The sequence below is a fragment of the Micromonospora sp. NBC_00362 genome (assembly GCF_026342155.1).
Taxonomy (GTDB): domain Bacteria; phylum Actinomycetota; class Actinomycetes; order Mycobacteriales; family Micromonosporaceae; genus Micromonospora; species Micromonospora hortensis.
In genome coordinates this window covers 6,871,612-6,894,283 of sequence record NZ_JAPENH010000001.1, presented here as the reverse complement: position 1 = coordinate 6,894,283, position 22,672 = coordinate 6,871,612, and the positions used below count along the sequence as shown (strand labels likewise).

The 22,672-nt window shown below is 64.3% G+C and carries 16 protein-coding genes and 6 pseudogenes; 11 read left to right on the top strand and 11 right to left on the bottom strand.

Annotated elements, in window-relative coordinates; all coding sequences use genetic code 11:
* Nucleotides 1-28 precede the first annotated feature (28 nt).
* Nucleotides 29-366 (bottom strand): annotated as a pseudogene (locus OG992_RS31835) (IS481 family transposase); the annotation flags it as partial.
* On the opposite strand from OG992_RS31835, the gene OG992_RS31830 reads away from it, so the two are divergent.
* On the top strand, nt 271-585 hold the full coding sequence (locus OG992_RS31830) for a hypothetical protein (RefSeq protein WP_266305319.1): 315 nt from the start codon (nt 271-273) through the stop codon (nt 583-585). The pseudogene OG992_RS31835 and the gene OG992_RS31830 overlap by 96 nt on opposite strands.
* A 42-nt stretch (nt 586-627) precedes the next feature.
* Here OG992_RS31830 and OG992_RS31825 read toward each other — a convergent pair.
* Nucleotides 628-1,086 (bottom strand): annotated as a pseudogene (locus OG992_RS31825) (transposase); the annotation flags it as partial.
* Between the two features lie 526 nt (nt 1,087-1,612).
* Here OG992_RS31825 and OG992_RS31820 point away from each other — a divergent pair.
* Nucleotides 1,613-2,011: a hypothetical protein gene (locus OG992_RS31820; protein ID WP_266305084.1), complete on the top strand. Its 399-nt coding sequence runs from the start codon at nt 1,613-1,615 to the stop codon at nt 2,009-2,011.
* 155 nt (nt 2,012-2,166) lie between these two features.
* Nucleotides 2,167-2,313 (top strand): annotated as a pseudogene (locus tag OG992_RS31815) (IS5/IS1182 family transposase); the annotation flags it as partial.
* Nucleotides 2,314-2,928: 615 nt separating this feature from the next.
* On the opposite strand, the gene OG992_RS31810 reads toward OG992_RS31815, so the two are convergent.
* The 4 genes from OG992_RS31810 to OG992_RS31795 form a co-directional block, all read right to left on the bottom strand.
* Nucleotides 2,929-3,132 (bottom strand): hypothetical protein, encoded by a 204-nt coding sequence (locus OG992_RS31810; protein ID WP_266305083.1) that lies wholly within the window; start codon nt 3,130-3,132, stop codon nt 2,929-2,931.
* 52 nt (nt 3,133-3,184) lie between these two features.
* The gene (locus OG992_RS31805) at nt 3,185-6,475 is read right to left on the bottom strand and encodes a S8 family serine peptidase (RefSeq protein ID WP_266305082.1); all 3,291 of its coding nucleotides are present in this window, start codon (nt 6,473-6,475) and stop codon (nt 3,185-3,187) included.
* 653 nt (nt 6,476-7,128) lie between these two features.
* On the bottom strand, nt 7,129-7,932 hold the full coding sequence (locus OG992_RS31800; protein ID WP_266305081.1) for a hypothetical protein: 804 nt from the start codon (nt 7,930-7,932) through the stop codon (nt 7,129-7,131).
* On the bottom strand, nt 7,929-8,387 hold the full coding sequence (locus OG992_RS31795) for an RNA polymerase sigma factor (protein ID WP_266305080.1): 459 nt from the start codon (nt 8,385-8,387) through the stop codon (nt 7,929-7,931). The genes OG992_RS31800 and OG992_RS31795 overlap by 4 nt, the downstream gene beginning before the upstream one ends.
* Before the next feature lie 170 nt (nt 8,388-8,557).
* Here OG992_RS31795 and OG992_RS31790 point away from each other — a divergent pair.
* Nucleotides 8,558-8,757, top strand: a pseudogene (locus tag OG992_RS31790) (aminoglycoside phosphotransferase); the annotation flags it as partial.
* A gap of 52 nt (nt 8,758-8,809) precedes the next feature.
* On the opposite strand, the pseudogene OG992_RS31785 reads toward OG992_RS31790, so the two are convergent.
* Nucleotides 8,810-9,382: pseudogene (locus tag OG992_RS31785) on the bottom strand (phosphatase PAP2 family protein); the annotation flags it as partial.
* Between the two features lie 548 nt (nt 9,383-9,930).
* Here OG992_RS31785 and OG992_RS33930 point away from each other — a divergent pair.
* Complete coding sequence (locus tag OG992_RS33930; protein ID WP_353962158.1) at nt 9,931-10,530, top strand: transposase; 600 nt, start codon at nt 9,931-9,933, stop codon at nt 10,528-10,530.
* Here the strand turns inward: OG992_RS33930 and bla are convergent.
* Nucleotides 10,438-11,322, bottom strand: a complete 885-nt coding sequence (bla, locus tag OG992_RS31780; RefSeq protein WP_266305079.1) for a class A beta-lactamase — start codon at nt 11,320-11,322, stop codon at nt 10,438-10,440. The two genes, OG992_RS33930 and bla, sit on opposite strands and share 93 nt — an antisense overlap.
* Before the next feature lie 514 nt (nt 11,323-11,836).
* Here bla and OG992_RS31775 point away from each other — a divergent pair.
* Complete coding sequence (locus OG992_RS31775; RefSeq protein ID WP_266305078.1) at nt 11,837-11,971, top strand: hypothetical protein; 135 nt, start codon at nt 11,837-11,839, stop codon at nt 11,969-11,971.
* 472 nt (nt 11,972-12,443) lie between these two features.
* On the opposite strand, the gene OG992_RS31770 is transcribed toward OG992_RS31775, so the two are convergent.
* On the bottom strand, nt 12,444-12,737 hold the full coding sequence (locus tag OG992_RS31770; RefSeq protein WP_266305077.1) for a class I SAM-dependent methyltransferase: 294 nt from the start codon (nt 12,735-12,737) through the stop codon (nt 12,444-12,446).
* 591 nt (nt 12,738-13,328) lie between these two features.
* Entirely contained in the window at nt 13,329-13,712 is a 384-nt protein-coding gene (locus tag OG992_RS31765) for an Lsr2 family protein (RefSeq protein WP_266305076.1), read from the bottom strand.
* 777 nt (nt 13,713-14,489) lie between these two features.
* Here OG992_RS31765 and OG992_RS31760 point away from each other — a divergent pair.
* Complete coding sequence (locus tag OG992_RS31760; RefSeq protein ID WP_323181998.1) at nt 14,490-14,660, top strand: DUF1737 domain-containing protein; 171 nt, start codon at nt 14,490-14,492, stop codon at nt 14,658-14,660.
* Nucleotides 14,661-15,411: 751 nt separating this feature from the next.
* Here OG992_RS31760 and OG992_RS31755 read toward each other — a convergent pair.
* Nucleotides 15,412-17,547, bottom strand: a pseudogene (locus tag OG992_RS31755) (transglycosylase domain-containing protein); the annotation flags it as partial.
* A 1,130-nt stretch (nt 17,548-18,677) separates the two neighbouring features.
* Here OG992_RS31755 and OG992_RS33860 point away from each other — a divergent pair.
* The 4 genes from OG992_RS33860 to OG992_RS31735 all read left to right on the top strand — a co-directional run bounded on the left by OG992_RS33860 (nt 18,678) and on the right by OG992_RS31735 (nt 22,375).
* On the top strand, nt 18,678-19,286 hold the full coding sequence (locus tag OG992_RS33860; RefSeq protein WP_323181932.1) for a GNAT family N-acetyltransferase: 609 nt from the start codon (nt 18,678-18,680) through the stop codon (nt 19,284-19,286).
* Between the two features lie 617 nt (nt 19,287-19,903).
* The gene (locus OG992_RS31745) at nt 19,904-20,368 is read left to right on the top strand and encodes a hypothetical protein (RefSeq protein WP_266305074.1); all 465 of its coding nucleotides are present in this window, start codon (nt 19,904-19,906) and stop codon (nt 20,366-20,368) included.
* 506 nt (nt 20,369-20,874) lie between these two features.
* The gene (locus OG992_RS31740; RefSeq protein WP_266305073.1) at nt 20,875-21,090 is read left to right on the top strand and encodes a hypothetical protein; all 216 of its coding nucleotides are present in this window, start codon (nt 20,875-20,877) and stop codon (nt 21,088-21,090) included.
* A 292-nt stretch (nt 21,091-21,382) separates the two neighbouring features.
* Nucleotides 21,383-22,375 carry a nucleoside hydrolase gene (locus OG992_RS31735; protein WP_266305072.1) on the top strand — a complete coding sequence of 331 codons (993 nt, stop codon included), beginning with the start codon at nt 21,383-21,385 and terminating at the stop codon, nt 22,373-22,375.
* Nucleotides 22,376-22,672 lie beyond the last annotated feature (297 nt).

Sequence of the window (22,672 nt, the reverse complement as noted above, 5' to 3'; positions counted from 1 at the left end):
GGTGGTCAGGGTTAAGGCGGCGTTGACAATACCTCCGGATGAGCTCGCCGGCCGCCCGGTCAACGTGCGCCAACCGGTTCAGGCGCGCTGTTGTGAGGATGCGATGCGCGGTCGACGGCGCGATGTAGAGGCGGGCCGCGAGGTGAACTGGTCCCTCCCGCAGCCTCATTCGCAGGCTGATGCAGCGCTTGGTCGTCTTCTAGCTGGTCTTGTTCGGGGACGTCTTCGGCGTGAAGATCGGTCTTGCATGGGTTCGCCGACGAGGTAGCGGTGGACCCACCGCTTCACGGTCGGCCAGGACATCTGGAAGCGGGCGCAACCTCGCTGATGGGCCATCCCTTCGTCGACGACGGGACGGGCGACGATCAGGCGGTGCTTGGGCGTCAGAGCAGCATTCGGGTGCGACATCAGGCATCACCGCCCAAGTGGTCGCAGGGCGTTGCTGGCGATGCAGGCCGCGATGAGGTGAGCGGCGGCAGCCGTGAGGAGTGCGACGGTCAGGCCGCCGTGCATGAGGGGGCCGCGGCCAGCGCGCCGATGCCCGAGACGATGATCTTGAGGCTGGCCCCGGTCATGAAGACCTGAGTGCGCAGCCGGTTGATGCCTCTTGGTGGCGAATCTGGATTAGCCCGGCGAGCTGGGGTCCGTCACCCGCGCCGCCTGCCGGCCACCGCGGCTGACGGCACATGAGGACACCTTGAACGCCCGTCGGTAGCGGGCGTTCAACGACTCGATCGCGTTGGTGGAGCAGATGACGGTGCGGATTTTCGCGTCGTAGTCGGGGAACGGGATGAACTCTGCCCAGGCGTTGTCCCACAGGCGGATCACCGCCGGATACCTGCCGCCCCACTTCTCGGCTAGGACGTCGGACGCGGCCCGGGCCGCAGCCGCGTTGACGGCGGTGTAGATCGGCTTGATGTCCCGCTTGAGCTCGTCCCAGTACCGGCGCGACGTCAGGCGGAAGGTGTTGCGGATCAGGTGGATGATGCACGTCTGCACGATCGCGCGGGGCCACACGTTCGTCACGACCTCGGGGAGGCCTTTCAGCCCGTCGCATACGAGGAAGAACACGTCCTTCACACCGCGTTCGGGGACGACATGCCGGACACCTCGCTGCCGCAGGCCCGCCTCGCGGACGTGCACGAGCTCTGATGCTGCCGGCACAACGTTGGTCGACCGCCGAGGGTGAATGACTGGCCGTGGAAGGCCGAGCAAGGCGCTCGCTTCGCGCGTTCTTGCCTCGGCCGCCGGAGGCTAGAAATAAGTTCCAGAGCTCTCCATTTCGGTACCGCCGGCACCAGCGTGCGACACTATCCTGGTTCCATCCCTCAGCGATCGCGACGGTAGTCGTCGGTACGTCGGAGGCGATCCCACCGCGATCGCCCTGGCACTGGGCGGGCGATTCTCAGGCCGACTGAAGGCGGAGTGCAGGCAGCCGGGGTGCAGGGTGGCGAGCATGTCGATTCTGTTGATAGGGAGCAACCCAGGGCTCGGACTATACCCGGCGGATGGGTCCAGAAGTTTGATCGCTTTCGCGTCGGCCTGGCGGGTTGATTGGTCCCTGCACGGTCCAGGAACCGTAGTCGTACTTTGGCACGAGAGTCGGGTATGCGTGGTAACACAGAAGCCCGACTTAGGGCTTTGGCTCGCGAGCGCGTTCAACCGCCACTTCCCCGAGGTCGCCGCACTGCCGTGGCCCGAGCCGGATCTCATCGAAGCTCCCGTGGACCTTGAGCTGGACCCGCTGACCGGTGTGCGGGTTCGGGCGGCCGATATCGCGATCGAGATCTCCGGTCCCCTAGATCGGCGCTTGAACACGGTCGCGTCGTTTCCCGGTAATGGTTTTCAACTTTCAAACGTCTACACGCCCTGCGCCACCGGCATGCTGCAGATTGCCGGACGCAGGATCAGTGGCTCGCCGCGAGTCATCACTAAGGCGCCCGCATCTTCGACCGCGTTTCTCGCTGACGCCGAGACCTGGTGCGATCCCGAGCCTTCGGCCGAATCATGATTCGACGGCCTCACAGCCAGCACGTCCGATGCTGGATGGTGTGCCTCGGGCCGTACCCGCCCCGCAGTGGGTCGAATTAGGTAGACGCTCCGTCGCATCTGCTGACACTGCGGGCCCGTGCGCCGTAGGCCGATGACCTTGCCCCAGACGTCGAACACCGGACCGTCCGAGCAGGGGTTGAACACGCCTTGGCCAGGATGAAGAACTGGAAGACCCTGCGTGACTACCGCCGCGCCGGCCACACATTGGCCGACGCTGCTTCCGGCATCGCCAACCTCCACAACATTCTCCTCACCGGCTGACCAACCGGGCCGGCGCTGAGCAACGTCCTCACCCAGTAGCGAGACAGTGGCTGGAGTCGGTTGTCGACTGCGACGGCGGTCCAGGACGCCTTGTGAGGATCGATCGCGATGACGATCGAAGCAGGTGCTGACGGTGCGGCGGAGGGGATGGGTCTCCTTGCAGGGCCGGGGAAAGGGGTCCGGCGAGGAGGGCAGACCAAACTTCGGGTTAAACAGACCTCTCTCGAGCCACTCCCGCCGGCGGTTTTGGCCGGGCGCAGGCCGTTAGCGAGACAGTCGTTAGTCGGCGACGTCGATGATCGCAACTTCTTCAGGTGCGATAGGGGGCAACGTCGTCCTGCCGCTCGTGACTGGGGCAGGGCGGCACGCACCAGCCGGGCAACGCGGACAAGACAGAGATAGGCCTCTAGCCAGGCTCCTATAAGTGACAACGCCACGTCCAGTGAGTGCATGAGCACCTCCCGACCGAGGCCGACAGATCCCGTTGAGGACCCGAAGTCAGTCAGACGGTGGTCAGACCCCGCCGGGAGGTGCTCATAAATAACATCTCTGTCAGACGGTTATCGCCGCACGGCCCCGGCGTTGTTCTTCTATGCCCGATTTGATCACGGTTGGTTAGATACCAAAGACGGCGAAGACGTCGGTGCGGTCGCGCAGATCGCGGCGGGCGTGGGCGATATTTACGCGTCCGGCGAGGCGGAAGGTGTTCAGAGCCAGATTGCGGAAGGCTGCCAGGTTGCGGAGTGTCGTACCGGTTGAAAGCTGGGAGCCGTCCTCGCCGAAGGTGACATTTTGGGTCCAGTGGAGACGGTTTCCCATTTCCACTGCCCTGTGGCCTCTCGTGTAATGGTTCAAGTGGTGCGGGCCCAAGTCAGCGTAGCCGGTACAGGCGCTCGATCGTCTGGGTGGTCGTGGCGCCGTCCCGATCGACTGCGGTTGCCCGCAGAGAGGCGTAGCCGGGGCCAGCCGGGTGCTGCACAATAGCCCGCCAACCCGCCCCGTGGCGGCGAACGGTGGCCTTTGTCCAAGTGGCGCCGTCGTCGTAGGAGATTTCAACAGTTAGTTGGTCGATGCCGCTGTACGCGGTTCCCCGCGGCGGCGGCTGTACCGAGATCGGAATGCTGAACGCCGAGGCAGCGCGTGCGGAGCCTGATGCGTTCAGTTTGGGCGCGTACCGGATTGCCGAAAGCGGCAGGGCCTTCGACCGGTCACCACTTACGCGGGCGGACCGGAACGTCCATGTTGCGTAAATGCTGGTTGTGAGGGCCGAGAACGAGCGGGTAGCGCTGGCCTCCAGCCGGTATGTGGCGGTACCGGCTGGCACGTCGAACTCGCCGACCCCCGGGTCGGTGGTTTCACCGATTGGCCGGCCGTTGCGGTATAGGGCGGTTCGGGCGGTGTCGGTTGTTGACCAGCCTGGATGGCCTGCCCGATCTCCGAATAGCCACGCGTTCACCTGGATGCGGTCGCCTCGACGCTCGGCCAAGCCGGGTGCCGCGACTGGGCCCGTCGGAGCGGCCTGCCACTCGTCCGATGAGGTGGTGGTCGGTTGATATGACACCGGTGCTTGGACGAGCCCGGCGGACTGGTCGATCCAGCCGGTACTGTCAGGAGTACCGATTCCCAGCTCTCGCATCCAGGACGGACCGGTGCTCAGATACTCGTCGCGCTGCTTCGGCACGGGGAGAATCATGGCGGCGCCCTCGACTCCAGCCCCGAAGACGGGAGTTGCGATCGATATCGCAGCCATTCCGTCAGGCGTGGGACCGTACCGTTGCCGGACGGTGGCCAGTTCTCGATCTTGGTAGCTTTTGGTGTATCCGGTTGGCAGGCGACCAGGGACGGTCTCGGCGAGCAAATAAAGATATCGGGTTTCGTCTAGTCGACCTTGGTCATTGAGTTCACCCCAGGAGCTGTTGACGAACGAGTACAGCTGGTCGCTCGGTAGCTTGGACCCGACGTGAGCAGTCTCCAGTGTTTCGAAGCTGTCCGTCACTACGCGTCGAACGGTTGGGCCGTCGGTGGTGGACTGCACGAAGCCGACTTCGGCGAAGCCGATACGCGCCGTACGTTTGGGAGGATTGACGCTGACTGGCCGCGCCTGGCGGGCGTCGAGCGTAATCCGAGTGTCGCGGTCGAGGTTGACAACCGGCTGCAGAATCAGTGCGTACCGCTCCCTCCGATCCGCGCTAGCCGGCGTGTAGATGGTAGCGCTCAGGCTGTACCGTCCCTTGGGTACGCGCACGGTGGCCGTTCCGTTTCGGGGGGCGATATCCTGCCGGTGCGGACCGTCAAGTTGCGTTAGATTACTGTCCAACCGCTGAGTCGGTGTGCCGGTGCCATCTAGATAAGAGACTGTCAGGTCGTATCGCTCGTCCTCCTTGTTGATGGCCAGTGGCGTGTGCACCACGGTCGTGTCGGCGGAGGCGATGAGGTGGCCGGTGTAACGGCCGTCAGGCCCGTCGACCCGTGTATCGGTCGTCACCGTGACCGCTGCCGTGCCGGCGGCAGGCACGGTGACGCGGCCAGTGCTGGTTCGAAACATGCCACCCGGCGCGGCGGCAGCGCCGGGACCGGTCACTGTCATGCTCAGCGTTAGCGTGATCGGCGCAGAGCCCACATTGCGGTAGGTGACGACCCGGCTGATCGGCTGGTCGTCGTCATGCGGCCATGCCTGCCGGCCGAACGAGATCGCGGTCGGCTCGGTGATCACGATCTGGGTGACGGCCCGGGCGGCGTCTACCCGTCCGGCGCCCTGCTCGAGAGTAGTTAGCGACGGGTTCGGCTGCGCGGCTGCCATGAGCGAAGCCTTCAGTTGCTCGGCCCGCCACTGCGGGTGCCGCTGCGCAAATAGAGCGGCGACACCTGCGACGTGCGGAGTGGCCATCGAGGTGCCGGAAGCAGCCGTGTATCGGTCATTAACTGGCTCGCCCATAGCGGTACCCTCGGCCCGAGCGGCCACAATCCCCACACCGGGTGCTGTGATGTCCGGCTTGATAATCTCCTCGCCGACCCGCGGGCCACGGTTGGAGAACGGCGCTCGCCGCTCCGCTCGGTCCACCGCACCTACGCTGAGCGCGGCGTCGGCGGAGCTCGGGGAGCTGACCGCGCCGTCTGCGCCTTCGTTGCCGGCTGAGACGACGAAGAGTGTCCCGTATCTAGCAGTCAGCGTGTTCACCGCTTCCTCAAGCGGGTCGTTTCCGGATGCGTCGGCGGTGCCCAATGACATGTTGACAATTGCCGCCTGCTTGTCCGCCGCTGCCCAGTGCATGCCAGCGAGGATCGCCGACTCGCTGCACCACTCGGTCTCGCAAACCTTTCCGGACAGCAGCTTCGCATCCGGCGCTACCCCACGATGCCTGCCGGCCGACGCGGCTGCGCTGCCGGCGATCGTAGACGCGACATGAGTACCGTGGCCAACCGTGTCGCCGTCCTCTGGCGTGTCGGTGAAGTTGACTGCCTCGAGCACTTTCCCGGCGAGGTCGGGATGCGCGGTATCCACGCCGGTATCGAGCACGGCAACCGTAACGCCGGACCCGGTGTAGCCGGCCCGCCAGGCGTCCGGTGCGCCGATCTGCGGCACGCTGTGATCGAGCGAGATCCGCCGCCGACCATCCAGCCACACACGCTCAACTGCGGTCTGCCTGGTCAACACCGCCCACGTGTCGCCACGGTCGTCCTTGACCGCGTTAACGGCCGCACCGCCCACCGCCGACAGCTCACGGGCAACCACCACGCCCGCCGCGCGCAATTCGGAAGTCGCGCTGCGGGCGGTACTTGCACGGTACGTGACCAGCAAGGGCAGCGTTGCTCGCTGGGCGTCGCCATATCCGTCGCGCAACAAGCCCCGCACGTCGAACAATCGCGGATCCAGCCGCCCGCTGCGAAGAAGGGGTGCGGCGTCGTCTGGCACGACATGCAATGCCTCGCCATCTCGCTCAATGAGGAAGCGTATCCCGTTGCGCTTTGCTCCGGGACGCACGCCGATCCGGCCGGCAGTGTCCACCGAGACCCGGTCTCCAGTCAGCAAGGTCACCGTATCGCTGTGTCCCGATGAGCCTGCGGGCGTACGGTCATGTCCGGTAGTAGCCTGCCCCGGCTGCGTGCCACCTAGCACCAGCCCGACGATCAGCGCCGCAGCAGCGGCCTTCCTAATTTGCACGATGTAACTCCTAGTTGCGTCCGAACGGACACCGAAGCTTGAAAAGTTTCATACTTGATATTCAGGTGATGACGGGCAGGTCAAAACATGACCACTGCCGCGCGGCAATCGACGTTTCGTCGTGATCTTGGGGAGCCGGGTTGGGAGCAGATAGCTCTGCCGCGCTGGGGTCTGGAAGTTTGCGTCGCCCGCGAATCGAAGGGACGCATCCAGGCCCCGTCAGCCCTTTTCGCGCATCGGAGCCGGCTTGCCTCCCTCCGCGTTGGGGCCGATGTCCGCAGTCGAGTCTCCGCTGCCTCGGAATCCGCGGGTCCTGGCTACACTGATACCGATCCCCGCGATCACCGATTGTCAGCACAAGCTGAACGACCAGGCCTGCTACCGGTTCAGCTTGTTCTCGATTGCGACAGACCAGGCCGTACTCCAACTAACTCCATCGACTGAGGCGTTGCACATAGTCGGATGACAGTGTGCTGGCCCGCTTTGGTCGATTGCGGAACTTGCCTCAACGCGGACGTGGAGCCGCCCTACAGCCCGCCTTCCATCGCTCAGCGACAAGGCATCACCTTGACGCTGAGCACATTGGCTCACGGGAGTCTTGGAATCCGTGTGAGCCAGTGTGGTTGCTCAGGCCGCGCTGCCGTCGCTGACGATTATCGGGAGGGCAATTCGATCTTGAATGGTTCGGTGGTGGCGGGCTGGCCGGTCGTGGTCAGTAGTCGCACGGACAGGTCGACCTGGGGCTTGCGGGCGGGGGTGGTGAACACCGCGTAGCGGGGGCCGTCGGGCCGGTCGGGCCGGGCGTGCGTGGGTACGTCGCGGGTGATGTTTGTGTCGTCGGTGACGCGCAGGGTGGTGACCGTGGGGTGGACCGCGATCATGGTGATCCAGTCGCCGTTCTGGTCCTTGCCGCCGAGGCGTTGGGAGAGCTTGGCGACGCGGCCCGGATCGGCGAGCCAACGGGCTTCGTCGTTGACGTAGCAGCCGGTGCCGGGTGCTCCGCCCTTCGGGGCCTCGCCCCAGGCGACGCCCGAGTTGGCCTGCCCTCTTCCTGGAGCGTCGGCCCTCTCAAACGCCAGTTCCACGCCGCCGAAAGTCTTTCCGCAGACATCCTTGTGTACGGCCGGGACGAGCCAGTACCGCTCGCCGTCTTCGGAGCCGCTGACGAAGGCGGTCTTGGGTGGGATTCGGCCCACGTCGCCGGAGTCGATGGCGAAGGTGGAGAAGGCCGCCACCGGCACGACGGCGGCGGCGAGGCCGATCGCCAGCCACCGCTTGCGCTTTCGCCGGTCCCGGCGGGTGCGCACCACCGATGCGGATTGCGCCAAGATGTGCTGCTTCGTCTCCGGCCGGACTGGGGATGCGTCGGTGATCGTTGCGGCGACCGCGTTCAGTGTCCCGCGCAGCCGGGCGTCGAGAGCGGGATCGATTGCAAGGTCGAAGTCGTCGGTGCTCATGAGTCGAGGGCCTTTCGTAGATGTTCCAGGGCGCGTTTGAGGTCAGAGCGGACGGTCGCTGGTGGGCGATCCATCACGGCGGCGATTTCTACCAGCGTGAGGTCCTCGTAGAAGCGCAAGATCACGACTGTGCGCTGAACCAGCGACAGCTTCTGGATCTCGGCCCATGTCTCATCGACCTCGGGCGGATGCGTCACCGCCTCAGGCACAGCCAGCGTGCGTTCCCGCGCGACGCGGCGGTGGTGATCCGCCGCCTGGTTGACAATCGCCCGCTTCAGGTACGGCAGGGGCTGCTCGATGCGATCCCAACGCGGCAACGCCGAGACGAACGCGGCTTGGACAAGATCCTCGCCCTGTTCCCGCGAGCCAGTCAGTAGATACGCCAACCGCAGCAATCCCACACGGTGATCCTGATAGACCCGCACCAGCTCCGGCGGGCCTTGCTTCACATCCATCACACCTCTACGTCGCCCCCAGACCACAAAACGTGGCACCCAACAACCAGAAATTAAACGGCATAACGGCGGCATCGGCCGGTCTGTGGATCTAAAGGCACCTCTCTTGTCAGCCCGCCGGAGGCAGAGAGGTCTCCGTGTCTTTGACCATGGTGCGGTAGACGACGAGGGGGCGGGTGCGGGCCGAGGTTCGCGCGGAATTCCTTATCGGCTACCAGTCCGAACGCCCGCTGACCCCAGCCGAGGCCGGCTGGCTGGCTGGCTGGCTGGCTGGACATCCTTCTGTTCTGGCAGGGCTTGGCGATGGTGCCCCCCCGGTGACGACCCGACCGGGTGGCCGTCAGCGCTGAGCCAGCTGACACGCCCCTGAAGGATGTCTTCAAAGGATCTTGGTATCGGATGTTGTCGCGCGCGGGACGTGGCTACGAGTTGTCTGACGTCGAGTGGGAAGCGTTGTCGAGGTGCCTGCCGTCGGCGGTGGCCGATGGTCGGCCGCGAGCCGATGACCGACGGGTAGATCGTGTGGCAGTTCCGAGCGGGGCAAGCGGTACGAGTGCCCGGCTGTCCGGGTCAGCGCGTTCGCGGGTGCGCTCCGGGTGCAAGCTGCCGCTCCGGCCCGTCCGTCGTGCCCACAGCCGTTCGGCGCTGTCGATCGCTGGCAGGAGCACGATGACATAGGCCCAACCGACCAGCACGTCGATGATCCAGTGCTCGGCGCTATAGACGAGTGCGAACGTCATGGACAGCGGATAAAGCGCGAGTACGGGCCACCATCGTCGCCGTATCCGTGGGGCGAGGAACAGCACCGCGAGCAGCGCGAAGGCGGTGTGCAGGCTGGGCATCGCGGCCACCCGGTTCGACGTCTCCATTTGCGCAGCGTTGAGCAGGCTGCCCGCCCCATGCAGACCGATGGCGTTCCCCCCACGGGTCGAGATGCGGGTAACCGTGCTGATGAGGCCGTGCTCCGATGCCCACCACGGCGGAGCAGCCGGGTAGGCGCCGATCAGCTCGTATACGTATGGCGCGCCCCGATCGGCGTAGCCTCGCGAGACGGTGTACCAACTAAAGAACGACTCATATTTCCAATGTGCCGGCATGATCCCACTGGTTGTGACGCAGCGGTGGAGTCGCCCTCCCGTCGTGGTTACCCATCAGACTTGACCGATGAGCAGTGGGCGTTGATCGAGCCGCTGCTGCCGCAGCCCGCGACGGAGGGTCGGCGGGAGAAGCATCCGCGGCGAGATCGTGAACGCAATCCTGTACGTCGTGCGATCAGGTGTGCCCGTGGCGGTACCTGCCCGCCGATCTACCCCCGTGGCAGACGGATCTGGTCGGGCCTTCCAGGCCGGGCGCCGGGTCTACTGGTACTTCACCCGCTGGGAACAGGCAGGCGTGACCGAGCAACTGTTGGCCACCATCAGGGTCAAAGCCCGCGCTGAGCAGGCCCGCGGACCGGAACCGACGGCCGGGATCATTGACTCCCAGTCAGTAAGGGCGCTGACACCGTCGCCGCGACACACGCGGCTACGACGCCGGGAAGAAAATCAACGGCCGCAAACGGTTCATCATCACTGACAGGCTGGGACTGCTGGTCACCGCTCGGGTTCTCGCCGCATCGCGGCAGGACCGCGACGGTGCCAGGGGTGCTCTGGTCGCAGCGAGCGTCGCGGCGCCGGCGATGCGACACGTGTTCGCCGAGTCCGGTTTCGCCGGACGGCTCGTCGACTGGGCACGCGAAACGCTTGACACCACGATCGAGATCGCGCGCAAACCCTCCGAGCAAAAGGGATTCGCCGTCCAGCCACGCCGGTGGGTCGTTGAGCGCACCCTCGCCTGGCTAACCGCCCAGCGCCGACTGGCTCGCGACTACGAACGCCACCAGAAGTATCCGAAGCGATCATCCGCTGGGCCGCGATCGCAGGCATGGCCCGCCGCATCACCAGAGGCATACCCGACCGACGGCAACCCCGGCGCACCTTCGCTTGGACCTAACCAGCCGTTCTCAAACACGCTCCTAGAGGCCGAGGTGTTGCCCGCCGGCCACGGTCGGTTAGACAAGCCGGTCCACGACGTACGCGGTCGCCTCGGCAAGGAGAGCCTGGTCATAGTCGGCTTCTCGAGCTGCTCTGCTAGACATCAATGAGACGACAAGGGGCGTGGATCCCGGGGGCCAAACGATAGCGATGTCGTTGATCGTGCCGTAATCACCGGTGCCGGTCTTGTCGGCCACGGTCCAGCCCGGCGGCAGCCCGGCGCGGATGCGGCGGGCGCCGGTGGTGTTGCGGGTAAGTAAGTCCTTGAGGAACTCGCGCTTGTCGGCCGGCAATGCGTCGCCCAGCACAATCTTCTGGTAGTCGGTGCCAATGGCCCTGGGAGTGGTGGTGTCGCGCGGATCGCCAGGAATAGCGCTGACGATTCCTGGCTCGATCCGGTCCATCTGCGTGACCGTGTCACCGAGGCTTCGCAGGTAGGCCGTTAGCGCTGCCGGCCCGCCAAGGTCGCGAAGTAGGAGATTGCCCGCGGTTCCATCGCTGTACCGTACGGCGGCGTCGGCCAGTTGCCGAATGGTCATTCCAGTCGCTACGTGCTTCCCCGTGATGACGGAGCTCTTCATGAGCTCCTTACGGGAGTACCGGACGACCGTCTCCAGATGCGGCATCGAGTGGTTATGAAGGATGGCAGCAGCGGCGAGGCCCTTGAACGTCGAGCAGAAGGCGAACCGCTCGTCCGCACGGTGCGCGATGGTGGCGCCCGTTCCGGTGGCGAGGGCATACACACCCAGGCGCGCGTCGAACCGACGCTCCAGCTCAACCAGGCGGCTGTGTTGCTCTTCCGCCGATGAGCTGGGGGAAACGGGCGGGGAGGAGGCGGCCGGTGAGGACGCGCTAGGTTCCCTGGCTTCCCCGCAGGCGACCAAAGGCAGTAGAGCCGCCACGCTCAGCAGGGAGCGGCGACCGACCCTCGATGGCTCAGTTGCCCAACGGGTAATAGAGGCGCCCGCGGTCGGAGGCAGAAACGTCGGCCGCGGCGATGAAGGCTGATCATGGCTGGTCATACAGGGGATACGCCTGATCACCCACTGCCGGTTGCTCGCCGAATCCAGAAGTTAGTCACGCCACACTCAGCTTGAAGGCTCTGGGTGGCCCGCCTCAACAGCACAGGTTGTGGCGACAACCGGGCAAGAGGTAGAAGGCTCCTCTAGATGCCTTCGAGGGAAGCCCATCCGCAAGCTCAAAGTAGCGCTTAGCCAGGCGGTTGGGCACTTCGCAGCTCACGGTGTAAGTGATCCTGCTGCCTGCTGCCCTTAGGCAAACTCGTCCGCGCGCGCCGAAGCAATGCTCAAAACCTGTGGACCGGCCCTGGGCAGACGCGGAGGGGCGCACCTCCCCCGGTGACCGATTGGCACCGAATAGACCACCGTTGCATCGTCGGCTGGAGGAAGCAGGCCCATGCGCAACGTCGGCAGTCTGGACGGTTCCACCGAGCCCGGCTCTCTGGTCGACGACGTCGTCCTGAGGGTGCCCCTCCGAGTGCTGGCAGCGGTACGGGTGGCCAAGGTCAATCAGTACAAAGGTGAGCGCTGACAGGGCACGGCTGCCCAAGTACGAGGACGCATACGCCGAGGCGAACACTGGTACGGCCCGGCTTGAGGGCGACTCGCGCGGCCCTCAAGCTGTTGCTGTTACGGCTACCCAACGAGGCGGAGTGAGAATGCGCGGCTCGGGTCGGCACCATCGCACTGACCTTCGCGGCCGCAGGGGCGAAGGCTTTCGGGCTGGCGGCGATGGGTTGGCGAACGAGCTCTGCGTCGACGTGTGGGTCCCCGGGTTCACGGGCACCGGTAGACGCAGCCGCGGACCGGCGACGGGCCCACGGGCCGTACGTGGTGGAGCCGCCGATCTCCCTCCGTGGCAGGGCTACGACGACTTGCTACTGCTGCTCACAGCAACTCGGCACGAGTACACCGCCTCAACTGCGGTTTGCCCGGTCGCCGGCGCATACCCTGCGCTAATCGATCTGGAGACGACCATCCCAAGCCCGAACCCGCCGATCCCTCTACCAGCGCCAGAGAGGCGAAGTGATGACCGGCAGCTCCTCTGCGGGCACCTTGGCGCGCAGCTGGTCAACCATCGGCTGCGACAGCCCGACACCGGTAACGGGGATGCCTCGGGCAGCGAGCGGAATCGCAACCCGACCGGTACCGATTGCGAACTCCAATGCAGGGCCAGAACCCTGCCGCCCGGGCGAGGAAATCGACGGCAGGGTCAAGCACCCGGGTTCGAACATCTCGGCCGAGAGAGCGTCGTACCGCTCCGCAGTATTATCATCCCACAAGTCACTGCTCGTCATGCGGATCCTTCTGTTCGGCTTCCACCGCTCGCGCCGCCGTTTTACGCAAGGCCGCGCTCCCCCAACATCCACCCGTACCGCCAACAGGTGCGATGATTGCGCGTAGAGCCCTTCGTGTCAGATGAACGCACCGTGTCCCGATGGGTGGCGGTTACGGGTACCACGGCCCGCCGACTTGATCGCACTTCGTCGAATTTTGACCCAAGACGCGGTGTCCACCGCACTGACAAAACCCAGATGCCGACCTCGGGGGCGTTCGTCAACGCCCACGCGAATATCCCGCCTGGCCGGAAACCCACCGCGACGGCCTCCTCGAGATGAACTGGGCAAGGTCGGCCGGGTTCCGCCGCAGATTGCCGGATGAGGTTGGTTACCTCCCGTTCGAAGCCGAAGCCGCGAACCGTATCCTTTCGGCTGGGTAGGTGCGTCACTGAAAGTCAAGCCGGACGGCCGCAGGCGAGGTCCTCGGAAACGTGGTCGCCGCGCTCATACTCGGCCGCCTTGTGCCACCACATTGAAGTCATCTGGATCAAGGGCGACAGCTACCGAGTCGGTGCCCGTGAGGCGATCACTGCGATACGTACGGGCAAATTAGCGGCCCGCCTTCGCCTGATACTCATCAATGACCTGCTGGGGGATTCTGCCCCTCTCTGAGACGGCTATACCGGCCGTCTTGGCCCAAGCACGGATGGCCCTGTTTTGATCAGGGTTGGCTGCGGCAGCTCGACCCTTGGCCACCCGGCTGACACGGGAGCCGACCAGCCCGTGGACGTCACGCCTCGTGCGGATCGTTCCGTCTCGACCAACTCTGGTGCCGTTGGCGGTATATGGAGCGAAGACGTTGCGCAGCTTTCCGGCATTGGTGCTCGACAGATCAATCTCGTACTGGACCCCGTCGAGGGCGAATCTGACGCTCTCGTCGGCCTCCCCTCCACTGATGTCATCGATCAACTTATTAATGATTTGCTTTGCCACGTTCTGCATCCTTTCAAATTTCGCTCCGGAATCGTGTCTACAGTAACCGACGTATGGCTCGCAACGAAAGCAGCCTGTCAGGTCCGAGGTTCTGTCACTCATCAGCACTGGCCCGGGGCGGTGCTCCGCTCGGGCCAAGCGCATCCGCCTGGGTTATTGCGTATGGAGGGGAACGCTGCGCCGGCCGGTCGCGCTGATCCACCGTCCGATGCAACGATGAGCTGCATTGGCGGTGAAGGAGCACTCGGGCAGCTCAGTCGAGACCGGCTCAAGATGGCGGCAGCCCGGCCGCACAACGCTGTCGCAACGCTGTTCAGGACCTAGTCAAAGGCCTCATCGAGAGTCTTTTGACGAGGGTTGACGGCAGCCGCCTGCGGACCCAGGCGCACCTATTGGCTGACCGCCCCCTCGTCCGCATAGATGCCGGACCGCCTCGACCTGGCGGCGTAGGATCGCTTGAACGCGACGTTGGATGAGGCGACGGCTCCGGGACGTGCACCTCTGCCATGACGTAGTCAGCCACCAGATCGGTCCGGTCGTCCTTGCAGGCACTCGAAGCACGCTCACCGGCCGGGCATGTGTGTTCCCCGCGATAGAGCACATTCAGACGGCCTGGCATGAGCCATTATCGGGGACGGCGGATCCTGTATGGAAGGTTGCTGCGGTCTGCAGCGCGACGCTGAGGGCCACCGGCATCGGTCACGTCGCGGTCACGTCGCGTGCAGCATTTTGGCGTCTGGCATGCCAAGCGTATGACTAGCCAGCCCTCCGGAGGGCCTGCCGAGCTACCGCCTCCTGATTGGGCCGGATGACGAAAAGTTCTGCCGCAGGGTCAGCGAAGCCCTCGATCTCGGGTTTCGTCTCCATGGCGATCCGGCGGTCACATTTGACGGTGAACGAGTGATCGCCGCGCAAGCCGTTGCCTGGCCAGGCGGTACAACGGAGTAAGCGCGGGCCGTATCAGAACCTTGGCGCCGGGACAAGGGGGCCTGTTGGCCGGCTCGAGTCGAACTGATTGCGGCGACTGCGGGGCCGCACTGTACGACTGGCCGATCGGGTGTGGTCGACGGCACGCCGAAGTGCCCTCGATTCACCATCACAAACGGGCGAATTTCTGCATGAAGCGATTCTTCCAGGACGCGATCAGCTCAATGGTCCGAGGCGCTCTATCAGGCCCGGCGACACCGGACGCCGTCAGGGCTAGCCGGGCGGCGGATGTGGGTGCTTCGACGTCGGGGAATACCAAGAGCGGGACCGCCGGCAGTGCCTCTCAACTGTCCACTGTGACGGCGAGATTATCGGATCTCATCGGCGATGCAGAGCCACATGTCTGGGCGTGACGCCGGTACGGCAGCCACGCCCAGACATCCACTTCATCAATGCTGGGCCGAAGGCGACCGCCTGCCAGCAGCGTGCGAGGAGATATTCGCCAAAGGTGCCCGAGACCCGGGGTGGACCTCGCTGGCGGGCCTCACCCGGGCCGCACGGGCGGATACGATCCGGCCGACTCCGGCTGCGGAGGCGCTGGCCCCAGGCATTCGCATCTCGAAAAGCGACCGAAGACGTCGCAGCATCGCCGATTCCGCACGGACAAACCTGCCTTTGAAACAGGCACTGCATGCAAGCATGCGGCTTCAGATCGCTCCCCGGAGGCCCGCTCCCGCCACACTGCCCAAGCGCAGGATCAGAGGTTTGTCACTGGAGGGGTGAACTCAATGCCGGGTTTGCCCTTCATGGCGTCTCGAAGAGTTTCGTAGACCGCCGGGTTGATGCCGGTCGTGGTATCGTGACCCATTATTTGGTTGGTCTGAGGCCAGTCAGGGTCGGCCATGATGCCGGCCACGGAGTACTGCTTAGTCATTGCGACCAGGGCGGCGGTTTTGTCAAGGTCAGTCGTGCCGGATTTGCCGGCCACCGGTTTACCAACGATGGACCGGACGTTACCCGCGGTCGCGTTTGTGCATTTGGATATGATTGACCGATCTCCAACCGGGCAGCGGGCGGCGTCCACAGCCGCTCGGGCTACCTCAGTACTGACTCGCTTCTCGCAGCGCGGCTTAGCGATGTTTGGGATCTCGCCATCCGGGCCGCGAATCTCCTGCACCGGCATCGGCTCACAGTACTCACCGTCGGCGGCTAGGGTGGCGTAGGCGTTGGCCAAGTCTAACGGTGTGGTCTGCGAGACGCCGAGAGTAAAGGCACCCCACTGGTTGGCACCGCCTTCCGTGGTCGCCCGGCGGGCGTCCCCACTATCCCGGAAATTGATACCAAGTCGCTGGGCCGCCTTGACAACGTTCTCCGCACCGACCTGCTGCTGCAGAGCCACGAAATACGTGTTGACGGATGTGCCAAAGGCGCTCCACATAGTGTGCTTCCCGGCCATGCTCTCAACGTCGTTGGTGGGACAGTAAAGGTTGGTGCCGGGGCAGGCCGCCGGAGACGCCGCCTCAATTAGGTACTCCGACTTGAATTGCTTGGGCGCATCAATGACATGGCTGAGTGGGATACCCCTCTCCAGGGCCACGATGGTCGGAAATATTTTGAACGTCGACCCCACCTGGTAGCCATCGATGCCGTTGCCGCCAGTAAGTAGCGGGTTGACCGTATTTGGATAATTCCCCCGGATCTTCTTATTAGCCTTCCGTGGATCACTGGAGTACTTGTTCTGTGGATTCTTGGGGTCGTCGATTTTAAAGTTCCGATTCACCGCTAGTGCTCGCACTCGGCCGCTGCCCGGCTCGATTGCTGCGACCATCCGGGCGGCCGCGCTTTTCACGCCAAGGTTTTTACGCACCGCCTTATCCGCGCCCATCTGAGCGTGCACGTCGAGTGTGGTCGTGATTGTGTACCCGCCGCTCTTCAACTGCCGCTCACGTTCGAACGGAGTCGAGCCGAATACTTTCTGCTGCATCCACCAACGGTAGAAATAGTCACAGAAAAAGCCCCAGCTGTTGACGTTGGCAGCAATGCAACCGTTCGGCGTGCGCTTTCCCTTCACCACCAGCTTGATCCGTTTAGCGGCCTCACCTTCCGTCTTGCTGATCGCTTTGATCTCGACCATATTGTCGATAACCCAGTCGCGCCGATCGAGAGCGAGCGTATAGCCAGCCTCGGTCGTCGGGTCGTTCATGGTCGGGGCCTTAACCATGCCTGCGACCAGGGCCGCTTCCTCGATCGTCAGCTTGCTCGGATGCTTACCGAAGTAGACCTGGCTAGCCGCATAGATGCCGTACGCCCCGTTACCGAACGCGGCAATATTTAGATAGCGTTTCAGGATCTCATCTTTGGACAACTCTTTATCCACCTGCATTGCCAAGCGGATCTCACGGAGCTTTCGAAGCTTGGTGTCTTCACCCGCCGCCACTGCGTCGGCGGGGTGGGTCGCCGAGTACGTGGTGGCTAGCCGCACATATTGCATCGTCAGCGTTGACGCACCCTGCCGGCCTGCCCGTTCGTTTTGATTATTTACGAAAGCGCGAGCCACACCTTTCAAATCCACCCCATTATGTTGATAGAAGCCGTGATCCTCAGCCGCAATTATGGCCTCCCGCATGAATGGTGAGATCTCCGAAAGCTTCACGTCTCGACGGTTCTCGTCGTACATGGCTGCCAGTGGCGTCTTGCCGTCCGAAGCCAAGAGATAGCTAATCTGCGGGGCTCGTGACACCCTGAGCTCGCTCGGCAGCCTATCGAATGCTTCAGCACCCGCCTTCGCCGCTAACCCAGAGAAGCCGACTAAAGGAAAGGCCGCTGCCGCCAGCAACAAGCCCGCCACCAAGCCACAGATCCCCAAAGATCCGATATTAGCCAAAATCTTACGACTGCGAAACCACATCACTAAAACCCTAACCGGTACAACCTAAGATTGACTTTGAGGACACTGCTCTTGCACTAATCGTTGCAACCCTTTCTAAGCGTTAAAGGTAGAGGCCGTCCCGATTTGCAGATTTGATAGCTGATGCGAACTGTCAGCTCTCACCGCTGGTCACTCCAATCGCTACTGTGCTGCAGGGGCGACGTTGCATCGCGATCGGCAAGGCCCTCGCAGCATCTGCGAATGTTGACCGCTTATCAAAAGGATCGCTGTGCGGTGTCGTGACCCGGGGATCAATATCAGTCGTACGCCCTTACGATCGTTTTCACGAGACAGGCATCGGGCTAGGACAAGTTCCTAGGCAGGCTTTGACTGCCGGCTGATTCCAGCCGGTTTTGCACCGCAGGCCGCTTCAGGCTACGCTGCGGCAGTTCTATCGGGCGCTCTAGTCCAGCTGCAGACCCAAGGTCATGAGGCTCCCTGGACCGCTCTGAATGATCCCGAAACCACCGTTAGTCTTCCAACCCTGCGGCGCAGTGGCCACCATCGCCGCTAAGCTTTCAGACTGTCGATAGACACAGCAAGCCACCGCCGTTCGTGCGCTACATGTGTAAGCGACTAACCTACACTCGGCCGCATTCAGTTCCGTTTCACAGCGGCTTCACGGAGTGGCGTTCTACCTACCCGGTAGTTCAGTCGATATTGATGTCGTCGCTGCCGGCAGGATTGAGAAGTCGGTCACGCACTAACGAAACAGCGCCCGGCCACCATGGTTGCTTCAAGCGCCAGCTGCCTGACTGGCGTTGCTGCCGGGTCCGCGGCACCGGCCTATCCGAGTTCTGCAACAGAACGCCGTTCCCCACCCGAGACCTGGCCCACCGCCGACAGCTGCCAGGACTCGCCTGGCAGTGGACCGGCCCCGCGGTCCCGGGCGATCTGTCGCTTTGGCGCAATGACCGGGCCGGCCGTTGGCCGCCAAGCCGCCCGGATCAGCCGCCCACGGATCCAGCGACTCTAACGGTTGCCGCAGTCAGTGGACATCCACGCACAACCGACAGACAGCCTTCAACCCAGCTCAAGTCGAAGCCAGCCATTAGCCTGACTGGAGGCCTTGTCGGGCCAGGGCAGTCCTTCGGGATGCCCGAAGGCCGGTGCTTGCCCGGCAATCAACTGGTGCAGTTAGGCCGCGACCGAGAAGATGGAGTACGTGCTTACGGACCTCTGGCCTCAATACAACCTCATCATCACCACACCACACCTGGAACTACGCCTGCCCAGAGGCCGAATTAGCGAATAGCTCGCTTGGCCGGCGCGGGGGTCCACCCCCCAACGAACGTCCCTTCCTCACCCCCTGGACCGACGGGAGCTACGAAGACCGCGCTCGGGCAGTGCTTCAGAGTCACTGGAGAAGCCTTGCAGAATGGCAGGTCACGACGTGGCAGCCGGGGTCGGGGGTGTTTCACGGGGACGAGCCGACCGGCCTGGTCAATTTGCGAGCACGTGATTTTCCGACCGATCGCGAGGTCAAGACGTCAGCCTGGCTCGGACTCAAACATCAGCGCAGAGGTTACGGAACCGAAGCCCGCTTCGGTCTTCTCACCTTGGCCTTCGATCACCTCGGCGCCAACGCGGCACTCACCGAGGTGTTTCAGGGCAATCACGCCTCCCACGGAGTATCCCGCAACTCGGCTACGAGAATGACGGCATCTCCGTCGACGCCCGCGGCAGCGAAGCCGTCGTATCCGATCGCCTACGGCTGACGCGACAGAAGTGGGCTCAACAGCAGCGGCCTACCGTAACGGTCAAGGGCATGTCGACATGCGGCCCAGTGTTTGGCCTCTGACGACCAGACGGCGGCCGACCGACTTGACGGTTTCTGACAGCGTCGAGCAGGCCAGACCTGCCGAAGGTGCTTCAAACCGCTGCCACCGCGCCTCCAGACCGTGACCGACGCCGCCGCCAGCATCGCCAACCTCCACACCATCGCTACAGGTGATTGGCCGTCGCCCGGAGTGAACAACACGAGGGATTGCCGCAGCGCTGAATGCCTACGAGACAGTGGCTGCCGCCTGCGCCCGACGTGGTGACGAGCTGATCCCCCACCTTGCAGCGAGGCCGTCACTCCCGCCGAATGCGTCTGCTTGCTGGGGTTGAGCGACCGCGATCTCAACAATTGACCTCAGCGCTAGGGTACTCGCGCCGCCACAAGGCACGGGTGTCGGAGGTGCGGTCGCGCAGGCGTCGATCGCTCGGCGGGTCTGCACGGCGAGCAGCACGGTGGCGAATCGTTACCCAGAGCGGCGAGCGAAGTCGCCGACGGAGATGCCAGCAGCGTGATCGAGACCAGGACGATGAGATGCGGGTATGTTCGCGTCCCATGAGTCTCATCCTCTTGCCGCTGCTGCTAGTACAGGCTTGGCCTGTGGCCGCAGTGAGCGCCGGCGTGCTCGGGGCTCTGGCGATGCTCGCTCTGACTGGTAAGCGACGCATGCGGGACAGATCGAGGGCGCTGACGAGGGCGGGGGGATTGCTTACTTTCGGAGCGTCGTTGGCGACGGCGGCCGCCTACGGGTATGGGTTGGCAGCGACCACTTTCGGGGCGGTTACCGATGCCGACGACCGGTGCGGACTGGCGCGACCGGACCTGTATGGCTATGGGTATCGCGGCCCGGCTGACGGGTCGCTGCGCATGTGGCCGCTACACGACACCACCTGCGGCCCCGATTTGGTGCCCGGTTTCGTCAACCCGTTAGTAGCCGGCTCCGCAGTGCTGTTCGTGGCGCTGGCGGCGGTCACGGCCGTGATGAAGATCAGATCCATGGAACGCCGGAGTACTAGCTGACGACCTCCACATGGTTGTCGGGAGGATCAGTTCCCCTTGCGGTGGAATGTGGCTGGATTAGGCGCCTGCCGATCCGAATATCGACGTAGTCGCTCTACCGCGAGAACTTCCCGCAGCCTCCGATTGCGCCCGACGGGACACGGCCGCACAATCGCCAGGCCGACGCTTTGCCCCGAATCCCGCGTACACTGCCACCGCTTAACAGCGCGGCCATCGGCGAAGCGATCGCTCTGCGATGCTTCCCCGATCCACTTCGACGGCCTGGTCCGCGTCCGAACCATCAGCGAGCACGGCCCACGGAATGTGCGCCGGAGCCAAGGCTCACACGACGTTGACCACCTGCTCGTTGACCTGGTTCGACCAGGCGGCTTTGATTTGAGCTCAGCCCCACCTCCGGGCGACAGGAAGCCCGCGATGATCATCGCCTCGGTTCTGCAGAGGCGTGGGCACTCGCCCGCTCGGCGCTGGTTTGCGCCTTGCCGGCGACAGCCTATGCCGCATGCTCGGTGATCATCGACGTCGAGCTCGTCGACAGCAGCCACCTCACCGAGACTTCGGGCATCGCTGCGCCGGCCGGTTGGAAGGCAAGCAGCAAGAAGGCCGCAACCTCCCGGCAACCAGCGTGCGGACATGACGGAGCCTCGGCGGCTGATCATTCCGAGCCGAAGCTTCGCGGCTCACTCAGCTCCTTCGGCACGGCCTGTCTTGACCCGGACGGTTGAGTGCCTTCAGCACGCCCGTCAACACCTACCTCCTGGTTTGTAAAAGCACGTCCGCCCAGAGGACGTTGTCAAGGCCGCCAGAGAGTCGGCATCACCCTCCGGAATATCGAGGACGCCCGCCGGACGATCACCAGACGCGGCGCCAACCGGTGGGGTGCATAGCCGCCCTTCGAGAACCGCGGGCCGTCTTCACGCTGCCCTACGGTCAGGACGATCGACATCGACTTCTGCCGTTTGTTCACACGTCAGCCCTCGTCGGCGGCCCGGCATAGGAGCAGATTAGGCTCTGCGTGTGACGCGCCCTGTGCTGCTGGACTGCGATCCTGGCATCGACGATATGCTGGCCATCCTGACGGCGGTGGCTAGCCCGGAGGTGGAACTGGTCGGAGTCACCACCGTTGGCGGCAACGTGGGAATCGACACAACTACCCGCAACGCCTTGGACGTGCTGGCGATGGCCGGCCGGGCCGACATCCCGGTTGCCCGCGGCGCGGACCGGCCGTATCTGCGCTCGCTGAGCGCCCGCGCCGAATCGGTCCATGGAGACAATGGGTTAGGCGGGGTAACACTGCCAACCTCGAGCGCCGGTCCAGTCGATGCCACCGCACTGGAGCTGATCGTCGAGACTGTACGGACTGCCACCGAGCCGGTGACGCTGGTGGCGACTGGGCCGCTGACCAACGTGGCGCACCTATTCGCGGTGCATCCCAATGTGGCGTCACGATTGGCCCGGCTGGTGGTGATGGGTGGCTCGATCGGAGCCGGCAATCGAACACCAGCAGCCGAGTTCAACATCTGGGCTGACCCGGAGGCCGCCTACCGGGTGCTGACTGAGCCGGGACTGCCCCGGCCGGTGCCGACCACGTTGGTCGGGCTCGACGTTACGTACCGCACCGCCTACAGTCCGGATGACTTGGACCGGCTGCGTTCGGCTGGCACCGTAGCCGCTCTTTGTGCGAACGCGCTGGGGTACTACCTTTCGGCATACGGGCGGGACCACGGAATGGACGTGGTGCCGCTGCACGACCCACTGGCGATGGCGGAGGCGATCCGGCCCGGCCTAGTCACCGTTGCCCGGGCGTTTGTCGAGGTGGACACCACAACTGGGCCGAGCCGCGGCAACACCCTCGTGGACTTGTATGGCCGGCCGACGGTCGAGGTGGGGGTGGACGTCGACGTGCCGTCCACGTTGGATTTCATCACCACTCAACTGGAGTCGCTGGCGGCGGTTGGTCTCGTCGAAGGCGAACTCGCGAGCCGGGGGCGGGATTGGGTAAGTCGATGATGTGCAGGCCGTCAGTGGGCGCACCGCCGTCGACGGGGATCCGCCCCGGGGCGATCATCTTCGTCACGTACCGGTCCATGTAGGACTGGCTGGTACGCGGTGCCCAGCGGGGCGAGGTTATTCGCCACGGCGGAACCGCGCGGTCGGTCTTGCGGCCTCAGGGTGCAGCGTCATCCGGCGCAGGACGGCCATCGCGCGAGACGGTGCGAGGTTGTTGAGCGGGCCACAGCAGCTGCCTTTTGTGGAGGGTGCCGTGAAGAGCTATCTGACCAGCATTTTCACCCGGCTGGACGTGCG

Coding starts and splice junctions, on each gene's coding strand:
- OG992_RS31795 (WP_266305080.1), bottom strand. CDS start 8,387: ATGGATGTGAAGCAAGGCCCGCCGGAGCTGGTGCGGGTCTATCAGGAT.
- OG992_RS31775 (WP_266305078.1), top strand. CDS start 11,837: ATGCGCAACGTCGGCAGTCTGGACGGTTCCACCGAGCCCGGCTCTCTG.
- OG992_RS31745 (WP_266305074.1), top strand. CDS start 19,904: ATGAGTCTCATCCTCTTGCCGCTGCTGCTAGTACAGGCTTGGCCTGTG.
- OG992_RS31800 (WP_266305081.1), bottom strand. CDS start 7,932: ATGAGCACCGACGACTTCGACCTTGCAATCGATCCCGCTCTCGACGCC.
- OG992_RS31770 (WP_266305077.1), bottom strand. CDS start 12,737: ATGACGAGCAGTGACTTGTGGGATGATAATACTGCGGAGCGGTACGAC.
- OG992_RS31810 (WP_266305083.1), bottom strand. CDS start 3,132: ATGGGAAACCGTCTCCACTGGACCCAAAATGTCACCTTCGGCGAGGAC.